Genomic DNA, 19,986 nt, shown 5'->3' on the forward strand with positions numbered 1-19,986 from the left:
AGACCACAAATAGCTTGCCAGCGGGAAGCGGGCCGACCAGCGGAAGTATTGCCCACAGAGAGTAAACGCGGGTTAGCAATTTATTCCCGCCGATGGCGCTGCAATTTTGCCAGCTCTACAAACGCCCCACCTCACTCCGGGGTACCGGGTTGCTCGGACGGAGAACTGCCCGGTAAGCGGGGTGCTAACCAGGGCTGCTGAATACAATGCTCCTTTGGTCTCGACTTGTGCGTAAGAGGTTTGCGAGATCTGCGCGGACGTGTCGTGTTCGGTCCTGACCCGGCGGTAAGAAGCAGGTCCGGGGACGTGTGGACGGGCCCGCGGCCACGTGACGCCCGGACGCGGCGGGTGTGCTCTGCCGAAAATGACGGTTCCCGCCGACGGCTCTGCAGGTGTGGCGAAGACCACAGCCGTGTCGTAGGCTATCGGGCCGCACGCGCCCGGATTTTGCCCTCGATATCGGGCACCACCTCACCGAGGTGCTCGTTGAGGTAGAAGTGGTGCCCCGGCAACTCGGTGGCGGTGAATTCGGCTGCGGTGCGGTCGGCCCACGGCTTCACCTTCTCGGCCGTCGCGATCTCGTCGTCGTCCCCGTAGTAGGCGTGGATCGGGCAGGACAGCGTCACCTCGGGCGGGCAGCTGTACGACGCGATCGCCTTCAGCCCGCGCAGCGTCGGCAGGATCGCCGCCGCGAACCCCGGGTTCTTCATGAACTCGGGGTTGGCGCCCGTCATCGAGCTGACCGCGGCCAGCAGACCGTCGTCGTCGTCGGGGATGTCCTCGTAGCCGACGTGGCCGGGCGCGGCGACCGCCGAGACGAACAGTGCGCCGATCGGCCGGCCCGCCGCCTCGAACCGGCGTGCCACCTCGAAGGCCAGCAGGCCGCCCATGCTGTGCCCGAAGAAGAAGACCGGCCCGCCGTGATCTTTGGCCGGCGACACCATCGTCACCACCTCGTCGGCCAGCGCGGGCAGGCTGGTGAACGACGCGAAGTCCTGCTTGCCGCGCTGCCCGGGGTACTGCACCGCGGTCCGCTTGATGTCCATGGTGAACGTCTTGGCGAACGGCACGTAGTACTGCGCCGACCCGCCCGCGTGCGGGAAGATGAACAACCTGGGCTGTGTCACCGGGCCACCCTATCTTCTCCCCCTCGTCATCTACTCCCCCGCGTCGTCAGGCGTGAGTCCGACTGCCGACTCCTCCTCGCCTCGTTCCTCGGCGCATCGTCGTCAGGCGAACGCTTCCACGGGCGGGCACGAGCACACAAGGTTGCGGTCGCCGTACGCGCCGTCGATACGGCGCACCGGCGGCCACACCTTCGGCCGGAACCCATGTCCCAGCGGATAACCCGCCTCCTGACGGGTGTACGGATGCTGCCAGTCGTCGGCTGTCAGGCATTCCGCGGTGTGCGGGGCGCCGCGCAGAGGATTGTCCTCGGCCGGCCACACACCGGAGCCCACCTTGTCGATCTCGGCGCGGATCGCGATCATCGCCTCGCAGAACGCGTCCACCTCGGCCAGCGACTCGCTCTCGGTCGGCTCCACCATCAGCGTGCCGGCCACCGGGAAGCTCATCGTCGGGGCGTGGAAACCGTAGTCGGCGAGCCGCTTGGCCACGTCGTCGACGGTCACACCGGTCGCCTTGGTGATCCCCCGCAGGTCCAGGATGCACTCGTGGGCAACCATGCCGTTCTCTCCGGTGTAGAGCACCGGGTAGTACTCGTCGAGACGGCGGGCGATGTAGTTGGCCGAGGCGATCGCCACCAGCGTCGCCGACCGCAGTCCGGCCGCGCCCATCATCCGGATGTAGGCCCACGTGATCGGCAGGATCGACGCAGAACCGTACGGCGCCGCCGACACGGTCAGCTCGTCGGAGAGCTCCTCGGCCAGCGGGTGTCCGGGCAGGTACGGCGCCAGGTGCGCGCGCACCGCCACCGGACCCACACCCGGGCCACCGCCGCCGTGCGGGATGCAGAACGTCTTGTGCAGGTTGAGGTGGCTGACGTCGCCGCCGAACCGCCCCGGCCGGGCCAGTCCGACCAGCGCGTTGAGGTTCGCGCCGTCGACGTAGACCTGTCCGCCGGCGTCGTGCACGGCGGCGCAGATGTCGGCGATGTCGTGCTCGTACACGCCGTGCGTGGACGGATAGGTGATCATCAGGGCCGACAGCCGCTCGGCGTGCTCGGCCACCTTGGCGCGCAGGTCGTCGAGGTCGACGTCGCCGTTCTCCCGGCAGGCCACCACGACCACCTTCATGCCGGCCAGCGCGGCCGACGCGGCGTTGGTGCCGTGCGCGCTGGACGGGATCAGGCACACGTTGCGCCCGGCCTGGCCGCGCGCGATGTGGTAGGCCTGGATCGCCAGCAGGCCCGCGTACTCGCCCTGCGATCCGGCGTTGGGCTGCAGCGAGATCTCGTCGTACCCGGTGATCCCCGTCAGCCAGGCCTGCAGATCGGCGATCAGCCGGCGCAGGCCCGGGGTGTCCGAGGCCGGGGCGAACGGATGCTGGCGGCCGAACTCCGGCCAGGTGATCGGCTCCATCTCGGCGGCCGCGTTGAGCTTCATCGTGCACGATCCCAGCGGGATCATGCTGCGGTCCAGCGCGATGTCCTTGTCGGCGAGCGACCGCAGGTACCGCATCATCGCGGTCTCGGTGCGGTACGACGTGAACGCCGGGTGGGTCAGGAACTGCGAGGTTCTGGTTGCGATGTCCGCACCCGCGCGGGCGGCCGGAACCGTGGTGGCCCCCGCCGAGAACGCGGCGAGCACGTCGGCGACGTGCGCGTCGGTGGTGGCCTCGTCGCAGGCGACCGACACGTGGTCGGCGTCGACGAACCACAGGTTGATGCCGCGGCGCTTGGCGGCGTCGACGACCTCGCGCGCCCGGGCCGGCACATGGGCCAGCACGGTGTCGAAGAACGCGGGATGCACCACCTCGACGCCGGCCTCGGACAGGCCGCCGGCCAGGGCGCGGGCGTTGTCGTGGACGCGGCCGGCGATCGCGCGCAGGCCGTCGGCGCCGTGATAGCTGGCGTACATCGCGGCCATCACGGCCAGCAGCACCTGCGCGGTGCAGATGTTGCTGGTCGCCTTGTCGCGGCGGATGTGCTGTTCACGGGTCTGCAGCGCCAGTCGGTAGGCCGGCGCTCCGTCGGCGTCCACCGACACCCCGACCAGCCGGCCGGGCAGCTGCCGCGCGTGCTTGGCGTGCACCGCCAGATAGCCGGCGTGCGGACCGCCGAAGCCCATCGGGACCCCGAACCGCTGGGTGGTGCCGAACGCGACGTCCGCGCCGATCTCACCGGGCGGGGCGATCAGGGTCAGCGCGAGCAAGTCGGCGCCGATCGCCACCAGGGCGCCGCGCTCGTGTGCCTGCGCGACGAGGTCGCTCCAGTCGTCGACGGCGCCGCTGGCGCCGGGCAGCTGGGCGATGACGCCGAAGAAGTCGCCCTCGGGCAGGCCCAGGCGCAGATCGGCGGTGACGATCTCGATGCCGAGCGGCTCGGCGCGGGTGGCGAGCACGGCCGCGGTCTGGGGGTAGACGTCGGTATCAACAGCGAGGCGGCGACCGGATCCGCGCACCGCGCGCTGCATCAGTGTCATCGCCTCGGCGGCCGCGGTGGCCTCGTCCAGCATCGAGGCGTTGGCCACCTCCAGCCCGGTCAGGTCGGTCACCATGGTCTGGAAGTTCAGCAGCGCCTCGAGCCGGCCCTGGCTGATCTCGGGCTGGTAGGGCGTGTAGGCGGTGTACCAGGCCGGGTTCTCGAGGATGTTGCGCTTCAGCACCGGCGGGGTGAGCGTGTCGAAGTAGCCCTGGCCGATCATCGACACCGCGACGGTGTTCGACTGGGCCAGCGCCCGCAGCTCGGCCAGCGCCTCGGCCTCGGTGGCCGCAGGCGGCAGGTGGTCGAGGCCGGGGGCCACGCCGTCGCCGGTCAGTGCGTCGAGGATGCCGGCGGGCAGCGCCTTGGCGGCCAGTTCGTCGAGGGAGCTGACGCCGATGGTGGTGAGCAGCGTGGCGACGGCATCGGCGTCCGGGCCGATGTGACGGTCGACGAAGGCGAGCTCGGTGGGGGTGGGCTGATCAGACACTTAGGACGTCTCCCGACGTTCGGGCGCGAGGAGCGCACGCAGAGCGGCTCCTCCCCCTCTGTCGTCGGCCCGGTCCGGGCGGCCTGAGAGATTCGGCCACCTCGACGCGGGTCAAGATGCCCTTTCCCCATGGGCGGGTGCGGTGCACCGCTTTCCAGAGGCATCGGGGCCTGTCGCGGTCCGGGGTGCCTGAGAGGTTGACGGAGAGGTGTTGCTCCTTCGGCGTCCGTGGCTGGCGGCCACGGAACTCTCCCGCGAGAGGGCGATGCGGGCCCGAGTCTACCGGCCCCGTTTCGCGCTCGCCCGATCAGCCGATCTTGCGGTCGCGGTGCTTACGTCGGGACGCCAGCTCGTCCTCCGGCGCGGAGATCGATTCGCCGCCGTCGGCACGTTCACCGGGGAAGTCGGCGATCGCGCCCGTCAGTTCCCGCATCGCGCCCGAGACGGCGATGCCGAAGACGCCCTGACCGCCCTGCAGCAGGTCCACCACTTCCTCGGCCGAGGTGCACTCGTAGACCGTGGTGCCGTCGGAGAACAGCGTGATGTTGGCCAGATCGGAGACGCCGCGCTGGCGCAGATGGTCGACGGCGACGCGGATGTTGTGCAGCGAGATGCCGGTGTCGAGGAGCCGTTTGACGATCTTGAGGACCAGGATGTCCTTGAAGGAGTACAGCCGCTGGCTGCCCGACCCCGCGGCGCCGCGGATCGAGGGCACCACCAGTGAGGTCCTGGCCCAGTAGTCGAGCTGCCGGTAGGTGATCCCGGCGATCTGGCAGGCGCTGGGCCCGCGGTAGCCGACGAGTTCGTCGGGCACCGAGTCGTCGGGGAACAACCCGGCCTGCACCGGCTCGGCGGCCACCCGGGGAAGAGGGTCCGCCTGAGGAGAGCCGGTGCTCAGATCCAATTGCTCCTGGCGGGGCGTGTCTCCCACTTGTCGAATCCTCTCGCCGATCGAACTCGCGTCGCCTGACCTGCGTGGGCGCACGTTATCCCAGCCCGAACTTCGTTCGAGCATACGCTCGGACGCCTGTCCTGACTGCCCGTCGGGACCAAGTATGGCTGCCCGTCGTGGCGGTGCCGGAAACTCGCCCCGCGTGTCGAGCGCGACGAGACGCATCCGTGACCAATCGGTGCTAGGTGGCAGTCCTAGGTTGCCTTGAAGTCGTCCGGGGAGACGCTGTCGAGGAACTCCTTGAACTTCTCCACCTCGTCCTCGCGAACGGCGCCGGTGGCCTCGTCGTCGTTCTCGTCGGGGATCAGCAGCCCGGCTTCGGCGAGCACGGCCTCCTCGACGTAGATCGGTACCCCCACCCGCAGCGCGATGGCCACCGAATCCGACGGCCGCGCCGAGACCTTGATGTCGCGGTCGAAGATCAGGTCGGCGTAGAACGTGCCTTCCTGCAGATCGACGATGCGTACTTCCTTGAGTGAATGACCAAGTGCGGCAATGACATCACGGAACAGGTCGTGGGTCAGCGGGCGGGCCGGCTCGACCCCCTGCTGTTCCAGGGCGATGGCCGCGGCCTCGGACTGCCCGATCCAGATCGGCAGATAGCGGTCGCCGTTGGACTCCCGCAGCAACAGAACGGGCTGGTTCTGCGGCTGTTCCACGCGGATTCCGACGACGCGAACCTCACCCATGTGTGCCTGCCCTCCGCACCGGTGTTGCCCTGTTCCGTCCGGTCCTGTCGACGGCCCGGACGCGACGGTGAAGCCGTCGAATCGAGTCTAGTCCTCAGCGATCCAGAACGTCGCGTACGGCTGACTTGATCAACGACGTGTGCAACGTGATCGCCAGGGCCGCGACTTCGCGTGCCAGGTCATCGGCACGGTCGCGCGCACCGGCCTTGCCCGCCTTGACGACCGGGCCCGCGATCTGGGCGATCAGATCCGACTGGCGGTCGGCGGCCGACCGGAATGCCCGCAGATGGCGTGGTTCGACGCCGTAGTCGGCCAGCGCGCGGGCGCACTGGGCGATGACGACCGAATGCTCGTCGAAGAACGCCGTTCCCGCGCCTTTGAAGATCGGCGTGATGATGCCCGCCTTCACGAGGGAGTTCAGCAACTCCTCGTCGACGCCCGAGCGTTCCAGCAGCGCCTCCCGGCTGAGCCGGGCCTGCGTCGGGGCGGTCGGCAGCACCGCGTCCGCGCCGTCGGAGCCGCCCACCTGCACCAGCCGCGGGGCGGCGTATGCCGAACCGCTCTGTGGCAGTTCACCGTCGGGCAGCCCGTCCAGCTGGGCCTTGATCACCTTCAGCGGCAGGTAGTGGTCGCGCTGCGCGGTGAGGATGAACCGCAGGCGGGCGCAGTCGTAGGCGGTGAAGCGCCGGTACCCCGACGCGGTGCGCTGCGGCGTGACGAGCCCCTCGGCCTCCAGGAACCGGATCTTGGAGATCGTGACGTCGGGGAATTCCGACCGCAGCGTGTCCAGCACGACCCCGATCGACATCCCGGCGAGCGCCGGGGTCTCGGGTTGGGTCATGGCAGATCGCCGCCGCGGTCGGGTGGTCGGTTACTCGGAGGTGCCGTCGTCGCCCTTGGGTCCGGTCAGGAACACCAGGCGGAACTTGCCGATCTGCACTTCGTCGCCGTTGGCCAGCACCGCGGAGTCGACGGGCTCCCGGTTGACGTAGGTGCCGTTGAGGCTGCCGACGTCGACGACCTGGAACTCGCCGCCCTCGAGGCGGAACTCCGCATGTCGACGGCTCACGGTGACGTCGTCGAGGAAGATGTCACTGTCCGGATGCCTGCCCGCCGACGTGGTGGGCTGGTCCAGCAGGAAGCGCGACCCCGCGTTGGGTCCCCGCTTGACCACCAGCAACGCCGACCCCACCGGCAGCCCTTCGACGCCGGACACCGCGCTCTCGCCGCCCGCTGCGGGCGGCGCGTCGAGCTCGTTGAGGAAGTCGGCGCGGAAGACCGATGTCGTTTCCACGGTGACTTCGTCAGAGTCGGCCCCCGAGTTGAAGTCTTTTTCCGTCACCCGCTGCTCCTCACTGGCTGCTGTGGCGGTATCCGGCCGGGACATCCAGCCGTCGCTCCGCTGGTGTCGACCGTACCGTGCAGTGGACCGCGTTGTGTCCACCACGGCCGGATCCGCATCCTGGTCGCACCGACCCTAACAACACCTACTCGGTCACGTGGGCGCGGTAGCCCTCGGCGTCCAGCAGCGCGTCCAGCGCGGAGCGCAGCGACTCGCCGTCGGCCTGCAGTTCGACCAGCCAGCCCTCGCCGTACGGATCGGAGTTGACCAGCTGCGGGTTGGACTCCAGATCACCGTTGACGGCAACGACTTTCGCGGTGACGGGCGCGTAGAGATCCGACACCGACTTCGTCGACTCCACCTCGCCGAAGGACTCCCCCGCGCTGATCTCGGTGCCGACGTCGGGCAACTGGACGAACACCACGTCGCCCAGCGCGGACTGCGCGAAGTCGGTGATGCCGACGCGGACCGTGTCGTCGCCGTTGCGCGCCACCCACTCGTGTTCGGCGGTGTAGGACAGGTCGGCGGGAATCTCGGTCACGGTGCTCCTTGGTTCTCGTGCGACCTGACGGTCACGTCACTTGACGGGCTGAGCGTATTGGCGCGGTTTCGGTTGCCGCAAGGCGGTCACGTCGACCCGGTCGGACTGTTGTACCACCATCGTCCCGCCCACGCGTTCGATGCTGTCCATCGCTCCGCCGGGAATGTTCATCGCCGCCGCCAGCGTCGGCGGATCTCCAATGGCCACAACCGAATACGCGGGGTTCAGCGTGGCCGAATCGACGACGAGCGCACCCGCGGGGCCGACCACCCAGGTGTCGACGCCGATGCGCACGGACGCCTGCCCGCCGCGGATCTCCATCGCCTCGGCACCCGCTGCGCGCAGTTCGTTGATCACGTCGAGCATCGTCTCGGCGGCCACGCCCGGCGCGGGGTCGGTGATGGTCAGCGTCACCCCCGGCCCGGTCGCGGGCACGGTGCCGATGAGGATCGACAGCGCCGCCAGCCGCGCCCTGGCGTTCTCGATCGCGGCCTGGTCGCTGCTGCCCGACGCCTGCAGTTCGGCAAGTGTCCGCTGCAGGTCCGCGACCTCCGAGTTCAGCGCGGCCTCGCGCTGCTGCAGCGAGTCCAGCAGCACCAGCAGGTCGGCCGGGCGGGCGGTTTCCAGTGAGTCGCCCGAATCGGTCTGACGCACCTGGGTGGCGATCGCCACGCCGAGCACCAGGCACAGCAGCACCGCCAGCACGCCGAACACGCGCCGCCCGCTGCGCGGGGCGGGACGGGCGTCGGGCGGCATCTCGTGGCGGCCGTGCTGGTCGGCCGCGTGGTGGGCGGAGTGGTCGGCGGGCTTGTGCGGCGGATGCTCCTCGGTCACGTCACGCCCCGAACAGCCGCCGCCGCAGCGCCGCGGCGTTGCCGAAGATCCGGATCCCGAGGACGACGATGATCGCGGTGGAGAGCTGCGTGCCGACCCCGAGCTGGTCGCCGACGTAGACGATCAGCGCCGCCACCAGCACGTTGAACACGAACGACACGACGAACACCTTGGCGTCGAAGATCTTCTCCAGGTAGGCCCGCAGACCGCCGAACACCGCGTCCAGTGCGGCGACGACGGCGATCGGCAGGTAGGGCTGGATCACCTCGGGAACGCTGGGGTGGAAAACCACCCCGATCACGATGCCGACGGCGAGCGCGATGATGCCGATCACCCGGATATGCCTCTCACTTCGGCCCCATCTCTTCGGCGAAGTTGAGGTCGCGCACCGAGCCTGCGGGCAGGGTCAGCCCGTCGCCGGCGGCCACACTCACCCCGACCCCGTAGGACGACTCGAGCAGCCGCAGCCGCTGCAGGCCCGAGCTGCGGTCGAAGGTGTCGGCCATCGCGTGCGGCGGACCCACCGCGAGGATGACGTAGGGACTGGAGATGGGTTGATTGTCGACCAGGATGCCGCCGCCCGCCTGCCGGATGGTCACGTTGGGCCCGATGCGCACTCCGCCGACCGAGATCGCCTCGGCCCCACTGAGCCACAGCGAGTTCACCACCAGCTGCAGGTCCCGGTCCAGGATCACCTGCCGGCTGCCCTCGACACGCTGCTTGGACACGTCGGTGAGGTCGCGGGTGACACCGGGATCGGTGACGGTGACGGTCAGCCCTGGTCCGATCACCGGGGTCGCGGCCGCGGCGTAGTTCGCCTGGTCGAGCCCGCCGAGCAGTTGCCTGCCGGTCGCGTCGCCGGCCAGCCGGCCGCGGCGCTCGGAGTCCGCGTCGGCGGCCAGCGCGTTGCGCCGGGCGGTCAGCGCGTCGGTGGCCGCCTCGGCCGAGCGCACACTGGCGGCGAGCACCTGCTGGGATTCCCGCACACCCGGCGCGGTGGCCTTGGCCTGCGACCAGGCCAACGCGAAGACCGCGGCCACCAGCGCGGCGGCCGCCAGCTGCCACAGCCGGTCGACCCCGCGGCGCGGACGCGGTGACCGCGCCGCGGCGGCGTAGCCGGGGTCGAGGTGGTCCGACAGCAGGGACCGCAGCAGCGACGGCACCGGGATCAGCGTGCGGGCGCCCGCCCGGTGCGCGCTGCGCCCGGACGTGGGATCCCAGCCCCCCAGCTGGGTCACGGCACCGACGTTCGGGACGACACCCGGGGCATCCGCCGCGCCACCATGCCCACCTGCAGCAGGTAGAGCACTCCCGACCACAGGTACATCGCCATGCCCCAGATCAGGAAGCCCCAGCCGATGGCCAGCACCACGCGGCTCCACTGCGCGTCGCCCTGCCCGAGCAGCACCAGCGGCAGCCCGGACATCAGCGCGAACGTCGCGGCCTTGCCGATGTAGGTGACCGGCAGCGCCGTCAGCCCGCGGCTGCGCAACAGCGGCAGCGTGGTCGCCAGCACCAGGTCGCGGCCCAGCAGCGTCGCAACGATCCACCACGGCACCGCACCGGCGATCGCCATCGCCACCGGGGTCACGATCATGTAGATGCGGTCGACCGCGGGATCGAGCAGCGCGCCCAGCCGGGAGGACTGGTTGGCGAACAGCCGCGCGATCTTGCCGTCGGCCCAGTCGGACGCCCCGCTGAACATCAGTACCCCGACGGCCCAGGCGTTGGCGTGCAGCACGAGCAGCAGCACCAGGAACACCGGGACCAGCACGAGCCGGATCACAGACAGCGCGTTGGGCACCGTCCAGACCCGGTCGCGCGGCGCCGGGGCCTCCCCGTGTTCCAACCCGCGGGCCATGGGTAGAACCTAGCGGAACACCCCCGGCAGGCTCAGTGCCGAGAGAGTGTCGTCGTTGAGCGGGTTGTCGTGGACCATGTACGTCCACGTCGAGGTCGGCCGCGCCAGCTTCGACAGATCCACCCCCGGCTCGTCCTCGATCGACGGCGCGGTGTCGAAGGTCTGCTGAGCGGCCTCGATCGCATCGGCCGCCAGCGACCCGAACGCGTCGACGGCGAGGCGGTGGAACTCGTCGAGCGGGTTCTGCCGGCCCAGCGCGCGCAGGTGGATGCTCTCCCGGATGTCGGCCAGGTAGGCGAGATGATCGGCCCAGCCGCGGTCCAGGTGGTAGAGCATGATCAACCGGCAGACCTTCTCCAGCTTCTCTTCCCCGACCCGCTCGACTAGGTCGGTGTACCGGTCCGGGGACAGCGCGGCCAGCTCCTCCCGGGCGGTCGCGGTGCGCAGCAGCGTGTCCCGGCGTTCCACCAGGATCGCGCGCTGCTGGGCGATCAGCTGGTTGTACCGCCAGGTGTTGGCGTGCACGTCGAGCAGCCGGCCCTCGGCGATGCGCTGGGCGTGCTCGAGCAGGCTCGCGGCCTTGGGGCTGAGCACCCGGCCGTTCTCGTCGCAGTCCAGCGGCAGCTTGCCCGCGTCCAGGTGCGACACCACGAGGTCGTCCTCCCAGCTGGAGAAGAACACGGTGGAGCCGGGGTCGCCCTGCCGGCCGGCGCGGCCGCGCAGCTGGTTGTCGAGGCGCTCGGTGTGGTGGCGGCCGGTGCCGATCACGTGCAGACCGCCCAGTTCGGCGACGGCGTCGTGGTCGGCTTCGTCGGAGCCGCCCAGCCGGATGTCGGTGCCGCGGCCCGCCATCTGGGTCGACACCGTCACCGTGCCCAGCGTGCCTGCCTCGGCGATGACGGCCGCCTCCTCGGCGTCGTTCTTCGCGTTGAGCACGACCGCGGGCACCCCGGCTTTGACCAGGCGGCGGTGCAGGTCCTCGGACTCGGCCACGTCACGGGTGCCGACGAGGACGGGCTGGCCTGTCTTGTGCACCTCGGCGATGTGCTCGGCGACGGCGTCGTTGCGGGCGGCCGCGGTGACGTAGACGCGGTCGGGTTCGTCCTCGCGGATGTTGGGCGTGTTGGGCGGGATCGGCGAGACGCCCAGCTTGTAGAACTGGCGCAGCTGCTCGCCGGCGGCCAGCGCGGTGCCGGTCATCCCGCACACCGTCGGGTAGCGGTTGATCAGCGCCTGCACGGTGATGGTGTCGAGCACCTCGCCCGTCTCGGTGGTCTCGATGCCCTCCTTGGCCTCCACCGCGGCCTGCAGCCCGTCCGGCCAGCGCTGCAGCGTGGCGATGCGGCCGCGGGAGGCGTTGATCAGGTGCACGGCGTCGTCGCGCACGATGTAGTGCACGTCGCGCTGCAGCAGCACGTGCGCGTGCAGCGCGACGTTGACCTCGGTCAGCGTGGTCGCGACGTGCTCTTCGGAGTACAGGTCGATGCCGCCGAGCCGGGCCTCGACCTTCTGGGCGCCGGACTCGGTGAGGTGGACGTTGCGGCCCTCGGCGTCGGTGGCGTAGTCGGCGCCCTCGACGAGCTCGCCGACGAACCGGATCAGGTCGACGCGCGGCGACTCGCGGTGGCTGGTGCCGGCCAGCACCAGCGGCACCAGCGCCTCGTCGACGAGCACCGAGTCGGCTTCGTCGATGAGCGCGACGTCGGGGTTCGGCGACACCAGGTCGGCGACGTCGGTGACCAGCTGGTCGCGCAGCACGTCGAACCCGATCTCGTTGACCGAGGCGTAGGTGATGTCGCACTCGTAGGCGGCGCGGCGCTCGGCGGGGGTGGAGTCGGCGGTGATCCAGCCGACCGTCAGCCCCATCGCCTCGATAAGCGGTCCCATCCATTCGGCGTCGCGGCGGGCCAGGTAGTCGTTGATCGTGATGACGTGCACATTGCGTCCGGCCAGCGCGTAGCCGGCTGCCGCGATCGCGCCCGAGAGGGTCTTGCCCTCGCCGGTGGCCATTTCGACCACGTCGCCGGCGAGCATCCGCTGCGCGCCCAGCAGCTGCACGTCGAACGCGCGCAGGCCGGTGGCGCGTTCGGAGGCCTCGCGCGCGATCGCCAGGAACTGCGGGATGTCGGCGGAGTCGGCCAGGTCGTCGAGTTCGAGGAGGGTGGCGGCCTTGCGCAGCTGCTCGTCGTCGAGGTCGGCGGCCTTGTCGTCGAACTCGGCTGCCGCGCGGACCTGGTCCATCGAGCGGCTCTGATCCTTGTCCGTGCTGGCCCCGAGCAGTTTCCAGAACCGGCTGGACAGGCGCCCGGTCGAGGATTTGGTCGTCTTCGATGAGGTGCGTGCCACATGATCACGGTACGCGGGCGCGTTCGCCGGGTGCGTGGCTGCCGCGCGTCCCCGGCGCCTCGGCGGTCCTGCGGTAACTTCGCCGCAGGCCGGACCGCGGGAGGGGGTGCGCACACGGTGGACACAGAGTCCTTCCAGCCGACCCTCGACTGGGGCCGTGAGTGGGTCAGCTCGGCGATGTGGGTGCTCACCGCGTTCGCCTCGAGCGCGGTCTGTCTGGGCGTCGTCCTGGTGCTCATCGGGCGGTTCACCGAGTGGGGCCGTCAGTTCTGGCGGGTCACCGGCGAGTACTTCACCGGCCGGGCCAGCCTGAAGGTCTGGGGGCTGGTCGGGCTGCTGCTGTTGTCGGTGATCGTCTCGGTGCGCATCAATGTGCTGCTGACGTACTACGTCAACGACCTGTTCACCGCGTTGCAGATCGCGTTCTCGCAGGGGACGGGCCGGTCGAGCGGCATCGCGGGGTTCTGGGCCACGATGGTGGTGTTCGGCGTGCTCGCGGGCTGCTACATCGTGCGCCTGCTGCTCGACATGTATCTCACGCAGCGGTTCATCATGCGGTGGCGTGTCTGGCTGAGCCGGCGCTTCATCGACGGCTGGCTGGGCGACCTGGCCTACTACCGGGCGCAGTTCGCGGGCCGGCCGATAGACAATCCCGACCAGCGCATCCAGCAGGACGTGGACGTGTTCACCACCGGGGTCGGCGGCGACACCAACAACCCGATCTACAACTCCGGCAACACACTGCTGTTCGGTGCCGTCGAGGCCGTGCTGTCGGTGCTGTCGTTCGGCACGATCCTGTGGCGGCTGTCCGAGCCGGTCACGCTCGGCGGGGTGACGCTGCAGCGGGCCCTGTTCTGGATCGTGCTGGTCTACGTGCTCGTCGCGACGATCGTGGCGTTCGCGATCGGCAGGCCGCTGATCCGGTTCAGTTACCTCAACGAGTTGCGCAACGCCGGTTTCCGATACGCGCTGGTGCGGGTGCGGGACGGCAGCGCGGCGATCGGGCTGTACCGCGGCGAACCCGCCGAGCGGGGTGTGCTGCGCGGGCGCCTCGACGGGGTGATGGACAACTACCGGCACTGGCTGCACCGGATGATGCTGTTCTTCGGGTGGAACGTCTCGATGAGCCAGGCCATCAACCCGCTGCCGTGGCTGGTGCAGGCCCAGGGCCTGTTCGCGCAGCGGATCTCGTTCGGCGGGGTGTGGCAATCCTCGACCGCCTTTGGCGCGATCCACGACTCGCTGTCGTTCTTCCGCAATGCCTACGACCAGTTCGCGAGCTACCGGGCGGCGATCATCCGCCTCGACGGGCTGGCCGACCAGAACGAACGGGCGGGCAGCTTCACCTCGGTGCAGGTGTCCGACTCCGCCGACGGCGGCCTGGCGGTGGCCGGGGTGGAGGTCCGGAAGCCCGACGGCACGACGCTGCTGCACCCGCTCGACCTCGACATCGCGCGCGGCGAATCGGTGGTGATCGCAGGTCCGTCGGGGATCGGCAAGTCGGTGCTGCTGGCCAGCCTTGCCGGGCTGTGGCCGTACGCGACGGGCCGGGTGCGGCTGCCGCAGGGCCGCGACGCGGTGATGTTCGTGCCCCAACTGCCCTACCTGCCGCTGGGTGATCTGCGCGCCGCGGTCACCTATCCGAACCCGCCCGGCGACGTCGACGACACCGCGATCCAGCGGGCGCTGCTCGATGTGGCGTTGTCACATCTGATGATCCGGCTCGGGGACAGCCAGGACTGGGCGAAGGTCCTCTCGGTCGGCGAGCAGCAGCGCATCGCGTTCGCCCGGGTGCTGCTCGGGGCGCCCAGCGCGGTGTTCCTCGACGAGTCGACCTCGGCGATGGACGAAGGTCTCGAGCAGATGCTCTACGGCCTGCTGCGTGAGCGACTGCCCGACATGATCATCGTCAGCGTGAGCCACCGTGCCAGCGTTCACCTGCTGCACGACCGCCGGCTCTCGCTGATCGGCGACGGGCGGTGGCGATTGGAGAAACTCGCGCGTACGGGTTGACGACTCCGCCACGCCGCCACCAGGTTGTCGCGGTACCTTGCCCGCATGCAAGAAATGTTCACCCCGACGCTGGACTGGGGTAGCGAGCTGTGGATTTCGCTGTGGTGGATCGCCAAGGGTTGGGCTCTCGCCGCGGTGGCCACGCTGGTCGTGCTCGCGCTGATCGGCCGGTTCACCACGTGGGGGAAGCAGTTCTGGCGCATCTCGGGCGCGTATTTCACCGGGCCCGAGAGCGTCAAGGTGTGGATCTTCCTGGCGGTTCTGCTGGCCTCGGTGATGATCAACGTCCGACTCGACGTGCTGTTCACCTACCAGAGCAACGACCTGATGACGAGTTTCCAGGCGGTGGTCTCGGGCCTGACGTCGGACAACGACGCGGTGCGGCAGTCGGGCATCGACGGCTTCTGGTCGACCATCGGGATCTTCTCGATCCTGGCCGTGCTGTCCATCACCCAGCTGCTGCTGGACATGTACCTGTTCCAGCGGTTCTGCCTGCGGTGGCGCGCGTGGCTGACCGACCGGATGACCGGAGACTGGCTCGACGGGCGGGCCTACTACCGCGCCCGGTTCATCGACGAGACCATCGACAACCCGGATCAGCGGATCCAGTCCGACATCGACATCTTCACCGCGACCAACGGCCCGCTGCCCAACGTGCCGTACTACGGATCGTCGAGTTCCCTTCTGTTCGGCGCGATCTCGGCGGTGGTGTCGGTGGTGTCGTTCACCGCGATCCTGTGGGAGCTGTCGGGCCCGCTGACGATGTTCGGCATCACGCTGCCGCACGCGATCTTCTTCATCGGCATCGTCTACGTGCTTTTCGCGTCGGTCATCGCGTTCTGGATCGGCCGCCCGATCATCAATCTGTCGTTCCTCAACGAGAAATACAACGCGGCCTTCCGGTACGCACTGGTCCGGTTGCGCGATGCGTCGGAGGCTGTGGCGTTCTACCGCGGTGAGATCGCCGAACGCACCGGGCTGCGGCGGCTGTTCGCCCCGGTCGTCACGAACTACCGCCGATACATCAACCGGTCGCTGCGGTTCAACGGCTGGAACTGGTCGATGGGTCAGATCATCGTGCCGCTCCCCTATCTGGTGCAGTTCCCCCGGTTCGCCGCCGGCGAGATCCCGCTGGGTGCGATGACGCAGTCCGCATCGGCGTTCGGCGCGATCCAGAGCGGACTGTCGTTCTTCCGCAACGCCTACGACCTGTTCGCCGGGTACCGCGCGGCGATCATCCGTCTCGACGGGCTGGTGACCGCCGACGAGCAGGGCCGCGCGCTGCCTGCGCTCGACGTGGCGGGCTGCACCGGCCAGAACGTCACGCTCGAGGCCGTCGAGGTGCGTACCCCGGACGGCAAGCAGCTGATCGACCCGGTGAACCTGCGCCTCGAGCCGGGCGAATGCCTGATGATCACCGGCAAGTCGGGCACCGGCAAGACCACGCTGCTGCGCAGCCTGGCGCAGCTGTGGCCGTTCACGTCCGGGCGGCTGACCTACCCGATCGACGAGAACGAGACGATGTTCCTGTCGCAGATGCCCTACGTCCCGCTCGGCGATCTGCGCGCCGTCGTGTCCTACCCGAGCAAGGCCGGCGACATCGACGACGACCTGCTGCGGACGGCACTGCAGAAAGTCGCGCTGCCGCACCTCGTCGACCGGCTCGACGAGCTCCAGGACTGGGCCAAGGTGCTCTCCCCCGGCGAGCAGCAGCGCATCGCGTTCGCACGGATCCTGCTGACCAGGCCGAAGGCCGTGTTCCTCGACGAGTCCACCTCGGCGCTCGACGAAGGCCTCGAGCTGACGATGTACGACCTGGTCCGCACCGAGCTGCCCGACACGATCCTGGTCAGCGTCAGCCACCGCAGCACCCTGCAGCGGCACCACACTCGCGAGCTGAAGCTGCTCGGCAACGGGGCGTGGGAGCTCGGCGTGATCGGCGGGGAACCCGTCCGGGTCTAGGCCTTGCTCGCGGCGCGGGTTCCCGTCCGCCGCGCTGCGTGATTTCCCGCGCGCCTCCCGAAGAACGAGCCTTCGCCCAGCTGGGTGCCGCTGGCGTACCCCTTGCCGTCCTGGGCGATGTTGGAGGCGCACGCCCCGGCCGCGTACAGCCCGGTGACGGGGCTGCCGTCCTCGCGCAGCACCTCCCCGTCGATGGACACCTTGAGCCCGCCCATCGTGAACCCCGAATACATGGCCCGGCCCAGCGACAGGTCGAACGCCGCCCACGGGCCTTTGTCCTGTGCAGCCACGTATTCGGGCTGCTTGTGGAAGTCGGGGTCGGCACCCTCGCGGGCGTTGGCGTTGTAGCGCTCGAGCGTGGCGGCCAGGTTGCCGGCCGGGATGCCCAGCGCTTCTTCCATCTCCGCGACCGTCTCCCAGCCGTCGATGAACTTGATCAGCGGCATCTCGGGCATCTGCATGTGCGCCTCGTCGACGACCAGATAGGCGACCTGATCCGGTTGCTCGAGCACGAACGCCGAGGTCCGCGCGTGGTAGGAGTCCTCGGCGACGAACCGCTCGCCCTCGGCGTTGACGATCACCCCGGTGAGCAGGATCTCGGGCGGATAGGCCGCGGCGGTGATGAACAGCTCGTGCATGTGCGTCGCGACGCCCCCGGCCGACACGCCGAGCCCGATGCCGAGGCCGTCGTCGTTCGGGTTGCCCAGGATGTAGGGCGCCACGGTGCCGTGGTGCTTGGTCTTGCGTTCGGCCCCGAGTGCGGGGGTGTACTCGGCGACCATCGCGGCGTTCATCGCGAAGCCGCCGGCGGCGATCACCACCGCGTCGGCCCTCACGTCGCCGCTCTCGGCGAAGTGCTTCCACCGCACCCCGACCACGGCCCCGTCGTCGTCGACGACGAGCGCCGTCGCCCCGGTCTCGTAGCGGAACTGCACGCCCAGGTTGGCCGCCCGTTTCACCAGCAGCTCGATCACCATGGAGGCCCCGCCCAGTTCTCCGGGCACGGGCACGGAATGGCCGCGCGGGGCGGGGACGGCCTGCTCGCAGAACGGCCACACCTTCTCGTTGCCCGTGTAGGACAGGCCCTCGGTACCGGGCGGCACGACGACCTTGCCCGGGTAGTAGCTGCGCTCGAACTGGAAGCCGAGGTCCTCCAGCCAGGTGAAGTGCTCGACGCTGCCCTCGCAGTAGGCGCGGATCTTGTCGTGTTCGGGGTCGCGCGACTGGGAGACGAGGTAGTTGTACATCTCCTCCGGGGAATCGTCGTGCCCGGTGGCCTGCTGCACGGCGGTCCCCCCGCCCAGGTAGAAGTGCCCGCCGGCCATCGACGTGGTGCCGCCCGCGGCGGCCGCCTTCTCGAGGACCAGCACGCGCGCGCCTGCCGCGGCCGCACTGACCGCCGCGCATCCACCGGCGATGCCGAATCCGAGGACCACGACGTCCACCTCGTCGGACCACGACGTGACGTCGGCCGAACGGACGGTGTCGGGGATGTGCATGCTCACTTCTGCTCCTGTTTGATGTGGTCGAAGAATGCAGCGAATTCGGCAGGGATATAAGCGATTTCGATATACGGCACGCCGGCGTCGGCGGCCGAGAGGTAGGCGAAGCGCATCCCGCCCGGCATCGTGCCCGCCATCGCCACCTCTGCGCCGTCGCGCTGCGCGTCGCGCACCGCGGCGTCGAACGCGTCGGGGTCGGCGGCGGCCAGGCACACGTGGTGCAGGCCGGGTCCGCTGCGATCGAGGAATTCGGTGTAGACGCTGTCCCCGCTCACCGGGGCGATCACCTCCAGCTGGGTGTCGCCGGCATAGCTCAGCGCGATGTCGGCGACGTGGTCGGCGGGTCTGCCGCGGTAGGTGCACGTCTGCGGGCCGAAGTGAACGCCGGGCATGCGCGTCCACGTCTTCGCGCCGAGCAGCGCGCTCAGCGCGGCTTCGGTGGCCGCCAGGTCGCGGGTCACCCACGCAATCTGGACAGGTGTCTGGTCAAGCATCGGTTCGAGAATATCGCCAGCGGCGCGCCCAGGCTAGAACGTGTTCTACTTTCCGGCGCTAACGCGGGGACGGCGGTCCCCGATAGTCGTGTCATGCGCGCACTCGTACCGCTGGTGGTGGCGGCCGGACTCCTGGCCGGAGCCGCGCCGGCCGGGGCGGCGCCGCCGGAGTTTCCCGACGTCGACGCGTATCCCGCGGTCGACCCGACCGCCTACCAGGTCTTCGGGGCGCACCCGAGCATGTCCGGGTGGGTCTTCAGCACCCCGGCGGGCCTGCGGTGCCAGGACAGCTTGATCCCCGACCTCGGAATCTTCTGCCGTGGCCCGCTGCCCGGCTCCTCGTCCGGGATCTCGACGGCGTCGGTCTCGTTGACGCACGCCGGCGAGTTCGGGTACGACGACGTCGGATCCGACGTGGGGCCCTCCCCCCTGCTGCCGACGGGTTCGCGGTTCGCTGCGGGCAACGGTGTGGTCTGCGCCGTGCCGGCCGCGGACACGCTGGCCTGCCGCGCCGCCAAGCCCGACTCGTGGCCGGCCGATACCCCGGATCCGCCCGACCGGCGCTACGGCGAGCACGGGTTCGTCATCTCACCCGCCGGCAGCTGGACCTACTGAGCGAGCATCCCGGTCAGTAGAGCGACCTGCGTGTCGAAGGCGAGCGCGGGGTCGGTGAGCGTGTCGGATCCGTACTGCCCGAACACCTCCAGGCTGATCGCGCCGACCAGCGCCGCCCACAGCACCAGGCATTTGGTCAGCGCGCTGTCGTCGACGGCGACGCCGAACTCGGCCCGTAGATTCTCGAGGTCTGATGAGAGTGGTTGCGGTGCAGCGGTTTTCGCTGACGGTATGTCTCCGGCGGCGACACCGGCGGCGACGACGGTGAACAAGGCGGCGACGACGCGGGTGCCGGGGCCGACGGTCCGGTCCCGCGGAGCGTGGTAGCCGGGTACCGGGCTGCCGTAGAGCAGCGCCCAGCTCGCCGGCTGGCCGACGGCCCACTGCCGGGCGGCACGGGCGATGGCCGCCAGCTGCGTCCGCCAGTCATCGCCGGCCGCCCGCCGCGCGTCGTCGACGGCCTCGGCCAGCTCGGTGTAGGCGTCGACGAGCAACAGCGTCAGCAGGTCGTCGCGGCTGGCCACGTACCGGTACACCGCGGAGGACACCATGCCGAGGTCGCGAGCGATCGCCCGCAGGGAGAGACCCGCCGCGCCGTCGGTGATCAGATGGCGCCGGCCCAGTTCGACGATGCGGCGCTCGATCCGGTCACGGCTGTCCTGTCGGGTGCCCACGCCGCCAGTGTGGCATATCCGAGAGCACTGCTCTTGAAATCCGTCGCCAGTCGTGCCACTCTCTTTTGAG

18 protein-coding genes and 1 riboswitch are annotated in these 19,986 nt (G+C 69.7%); of the genes, 3 read left to right on the forward strand and 15 right to left on the reverse strand.

Features of this window, described 5'->3' with window-relative positions; translation table 11 throughout:
* Positions 1 to 422 precede the first annotated feature (422 nt).
* The 12 genes from G6N45_RS18260 to secA2 all read right to left on the reverse strand — a co-directional run bounded on the left by G6N45_RS18260 (position 423) and on the right by secA2 (position 12,656).
* A complete protein-coding gene (locus G6N45_RS18260; RefSeq protein ID WP_163723533.1) occupies positions 423 to 1,127 on the reverse strand; it encodes a thioesterase II family protein in 705 nt (234 codons plus the stop codon).
* 102 nt (positions 1,128 to 1,229) lie between these two features.
* Positions 1,230 to 4,091: an aminomethyl-transferring glycine dehydrogenase gene (gcvP, locus tag G6N45_RS18265; protein ID WP_163723534.1), complete on the reverse strand. Its 2,862-nt coding sequence runs from the start codon at positions 4,089 to 4,091 to the stop codon at positions 1,230 to 1,232.
* Between the two features lie 166 nt (positions 4,092 to 4,257).
* Positions 4,258 to 4,356, reverse strand: a riboswitch (glycine riboswitch).
* Between the two features lie 42 nt (positions 4,357 to 4,398).
* Positions 4,399 to 5,022, reverse strand: a complete 624-nt coding sequence (locus G6N45_RS18270; protein ID WP_163723535.1) for a MerR family transcriptional regulator — start codon at positions 5,020 to 5,022, stop codon at positions 4,399 to 4,401.
* A 215-nt stretch (positions 5,023 to 5,237) separates the two neighbouring features.
* Complete coding sequence (locus G6N45_RS18275; protein WP_043409225.1) at positions 5,238 to 5,732, reverse strand: bifunctional nuclease family protein; 495 nt, start codon at positions 5,730 to 5,732, stop codon at positions 5,238 to 5,240.
* Positions 5,733 to 5,826: 94 nt separating this feature from the next.
* Entirely contained in the window at positions 5,827 to 6,573 is a 747-nt protein-coding gene (gene ftsR / locus G6N45_RS18280) for a transcriptional regulator FtsR (RefSeq protein ID WP_163723536.1), read from the reverse strand.
* A gap of 30 nt (positions 6,574 to 6,603) precedes the next feature.
* Positions 6,604 to 7,074, reverse strand: a complete 471-nt coding sequence (garA, locus tag G6N45_RS18285) for a glycogen accumulation regulator GarA (protein ID WP_057147102.1) — start codon at positions 7,072 to 7,074, stop codon at positions 6,604 to 6,606.
* A gap of 145 nt (positions 7,075 to 7,219) precedes the next feature.
* Positions 7,220 to 7,615, reverse strand: a complete 396-nt coding sequence (gene gcvH / locus G6N45_RS18290) for a glycine cleavage system protein GcvH (RefSeq protein ID WP_163723537.1) — start codon at positions 7,613 to 7,615, stop codon at positions 7,220 to 7,222.
* Positions 7,616 to 7,651: 36 nt separating this feature from the next.
* Positions 7,652 to 8,371 (reverse strand): DUF881 domain-containing protein, encoded by a 720-nt coding sequence (locus G6N45_RS18295; RefSeq protein ID WP_163728635.1) that lies wholly within the window; start codon positions 8,369 to 8,371, stop codon positions 7,652 to 7,654.
* A 79-nt stretch (positions 8,372 to 8,450) separates the two neighbouring features.
* The gene (locus tag G6N45_RS18300) at positions 8,451 to 8,783 is read right to left on the reverse strand and encodes a small basic family protein (protein WP_057147014.1); all 333 of its coding nucleotides are present in this window, start codon (positions 8,781 to 8,783) and stop codon (positions 8,451 to 8,453) included.
* 13 nt (positions 8,784 to 8,796) lie between these two features.
* Complete coding sequence (locus tag G6N45_RS18305; RefSeq protein WP_163723538.1) at positions 8,797 to 9,687, reverse strand: DUF881 domain-containing protein; 891 nt, start codon at positions 9,685 to 9,687, stop codon at positions 8,797 to 8,799.
* Positions 9,684 to 10,310 carry a CDP-alcohol phosphatidyltransferase family protein gene (locus G6N45_RS18310; RefSeq protein WP_179965195.1) on the reverse strand — a complete coding sequence of 209 codons (627 nt, stop codon included), beginning with the start codon at positions 10,308 to 10,310 and terminating at the stop codon, positions 9,684 to 9,686. Before G6N45_RS18310 ends, G6N45_RS18305 begins: the two co-directional genes overlap by 4 nt.
* Before the next feature lie 9 nt (positions 10,311 to 10,319).
* Positions 10,320 to 12,656, reverse strand: a complete 2,337-nt coding sequence (gene secA2 / locus G6N45_RS18315) for an accessory Sec system translocase SecA2 (RefSeq protein WP_163723539.1) — start codon at positions 12,654 to 12,656, stop codon at positions 10,320 to 10,322.
* Between the two features lie 177 nt (positions 12,657 to 12,833).
* Between secA2 and G6N45_RS18320 the strand changes: the two genes are divergently transcribed.
* Positions 12,834 to 14,669: an ABC transporter ATP-binding protein/permease gene (locus G6N45_RS18320; protein WP_275997684.1), complete on the forward strand. Its 1,836-nt coding sequence runs from the start codon at positions 12,834 to 12,836 to the stop codon at positions 14,667 to 14,669.
* Between the two features lie 54 nt (positions 14,670 to 14,723).
* Positions 14,724 to 16,631, forward strand: a complete 1,908-nt coding sequence (locus G6N45_RS18325) for an ABC transporter ATP-binding protein/permease (protein WP_163728642.1) — start codon at positions 14,724 to 14,726, stop codon at positions 16,629 to 16,631.
* Here G6N45_RS18325 and G6N45_RS18330 read toward each other — a convergent pair.
* Positions 16,628 to 18,136, reverse strand: a complete 1,509-nt coding sequence (locus tag G6N45_RS18330; protein WP_179965196.1) for an FAD-binding protein — start codon at positions 18,134 to 18,136, stop codon at positions 16,628 to 16,630. The genes G6N45_RS18325 and G6N45_RS18330 overlap by 4 nt on opposite strands.
* Positions 18,133 to 18,627, reverse strand: coding sequence for a VOC family protein (locus G6N45_RS18335; protein ID WP_163723541.1), 495 nt, complete (start codon positions 18,625 to 18,627; stop codon positions 18,133 to 18,135). The genes G6N45_RS18330 and G6N45_RS18335 overlap by 4 nt, the downstream gene beginning before the upstream one ends.
* A 93-nt stretch (positions 18,628 to 18,720) precedes the next feature.
* Here G6N45_RS18335 and G6N45_RS18340 point away from each other — a divergent pair, with 93 nt between their 5' ends.
* A complete protein-coding gene (locus G6N45_RS18340) occupies positions 18,721 to 19,242 on the forward strand; it encodes a hypothetical protein (RefSeq protein ID WP_163723542.1) in 522 nt (173 codons plus the stop codon).
* Here G6N45_RS18340 and G6N45_RS18345 read toward each other — a convergent pair.
* Positions 19,236 to 19,916, reverse strand: a complete 681-nt coding sequence (locus G6N45_RS18345) for a TetR/AcrR family transcriptional regulator (protein WP_163723543.1) — start codon at positions 19,914 to 19,916, stop codon at positions 19,236 to 19,238. The genes G6N45_RS18340 and G6N45_RS18345 overlap by 7 nt on opposite strands.
* Positions 19,917 to 19,986 lie beyond the last annotated feature (70 nt).

The organism is Mycolicibacterium psychrotolerans (assembly GCF_010729305.1).
Classification (GTDB): domain Bacteria; phylum Actinomycetota; class Actinomycetes; order Mycobacteriales; family Mycobacteriaceae; genus Mycobacterium; species Mycobacterium psychrotolerans.

Coding starts and splice junctions, on each gene's coding strand:
- ftsR (WP_163723536.1), bottom strand. CDS start 6,573: ATGACCCAACCCGAGACCCCGGCGCTCGCCGGGATGTCGATCGGGGTC.
- G6N45_RS18310 (WP_179965195.1), bottom strand. CDS start 10,310: ATGGCCCGCGGGTTGGAACACGGGGAGGCCCCGGCGCCGCGCGACCGG.
- G6N45_RS18340 (WP_163723542.1), top strand. CDS start 18,721: ATGCGCGCACTCGTACCGCTGGTGGTGGCGGCCGGACTCCTGGCCGGA.
- G6N45_RS18325 (WP_163728642.1), top strand. CDS start 14,724: ATGTTCACCCCGACGCTGGACTGGGGTAGCGAGCTGTGGATTTCGCTG.
- G6N45_RS18275 (WP_043409225.1), bottom strand. CDS start 5,732: ATGGGTGAGGTTCGCGTCGTCGGAATCCGCGTGGAACAGCCGCAGAAC.
- G6N45_RS18320 (WP_275997684.1), top strand. CDS start 12,834: ATGTGGGTGCTCACCGCGTTCGCCTCGAGCGCGGTCTGTCTGGGCGTC.
- G6N45_RS18295 (WP_163728635.1), bottom strand. CDS start 8,371: ATGCCGCCCGACGCCCGTCCCGCCCCGCGCAGCGGGCGGCGCGTGTTC.
- G6N45_RS18335 (WP_163723541.1), bottom strand. CDS start 18,627: ATGCTTGACCAGACACCTGTCCAGATTGCGTGGGTGACCCGCGACCTG.